Source organism: Streptococcus sp. 2741, from assembly GCF_013276315.1.
Lineage (GTDB): Bacteria > Bacillota > Bacilli > Lactobacillales > Streptococcaceae > Streptococcus > Streptococcus pseudopneumoniae.
Genome location: NZ_VMKU01000094.1, coordinates 1 through 1106, shown reverse-complemented (window position 1 = coordinate 1106; position 1106 = coordinate 1). Strand labels below are relative to the sequence as shown.

The window sequence follows — 1106 nt, the reverse complement described above, 5'->3', positions numbered from 1 at the left end:
CATGGCGCTTCAAGAGTTGATAAAAGGCATCACGTGTGTAGGAAGGACCTAACTCCTTTGTATAAGCCTGAAATAAGGCATCAATTGTAACAAATTCTCCTGCCTCTGCAGCCTTCAAATGACGGGCAAGAAAGGCTTTCTCTTCCTCAATTGTCATATATGCATGGTTACGACCACCACGTGTTTCTTGAAGGAGAGAATCGCGTCCGAACTCCTCATATTTTTTTACAGTTGGCCAAATCGTTGTTTGATTACAGCCTAAAAGCTCTATAATCTCTTTATAAGATTTACCCATCAGACGAAATAGAACGATTTGAAGGCGTTTATGATATTTAGCTGTACTAGAGTCTTTTAAAAGTGTTTTGATAGCTTGGATTTCTTCTTTAGTTGATTTCATATTACTACTATATAATGCTTTTTTATTTTAGCTTAGTATGAGTGTCCTTGTTCACGTCTTTCTTTTCCCACATGAAGAGAGTTCTGACGCCAACATCAAAAACCTTGGCTGCCTCGACATGGCTGTGCCCCTCTTTGATGTAATCTAATTCTCGATGTTTAAAATCTGTACTATATGCCATAGCTTTATTATAACATGCTTGTTTGAAACTAAGAAAATATCAAAACTCCATAATTGTTTTTCTAAAATACAGCTTTCAAATATCCTTAAATATAATAGACTTTCCTGCGAAACAAAACATGGTAGAGTAGTTCTATGAATTATGAAGCAAGTAAACAACTAACTGATGCACAATTTAATCGTCTTGTTGGTATTCAGCGTACCACTTTTGAAGAGATGTTAGCTGTATTAAAAATTAAACACGCAAAAGATGGATAAAAACCTAAATTAAGCCTAGAAGACCTTCTTATGGACACTCTTCAATATGTGCGAGAATATCGAACTTATGAACAAATTGCGGCTGATTTTGGTATTCACGAAAGCAACTTAACCCATCGGAGTCAATGGGTTGAAGTAACTCTTGTTCAAAGTGGTTTTACGATTTCAAGAACTCCTCTCAGTTCTGAGGACACGGTAATGATTGATGCGACGGAAGTAAAAATCCATCGCCTTAAAAAACAATTAGCGAATGATTCTGGTAAAAAGAAAT

The 1106-nt window shown here is 36.0% G+C and carries 1 protein-coding gene and 2 pseudogenes; 1 reads left to right on the top strand and 2 read right to left on the bottom strand.

Going from position 1 to position 1106, the window contains the following annotated elements:
• A partial coding sequence (locus tag HT671_RS08845; RefSeq protein WP_172923132.1) for a helix-turn-helix domain-containing protein occupies window positions 1-397 on the bottom strand: 397 nt, incomplete at its 3' end.
• A 41-nt stretch (window positions 398-438) separates the two neighbouring features.
• Window positions 439-578, bottom strand: a pseudogene (locus HT671_RS08840) (IS630 transposase-related protein); the annotation flags it as partial.
• A 134-nt stretch (window positions 579-712) separates the two neighbouring features.
• Between HT671_RS08840 and HT671_RS08835 the strand changes: the two are divergent.
• Window positions 713-1106, top strand: a pseudogene (locus HT671_RS08835) (transposase family protein); the annotation flags it as partial.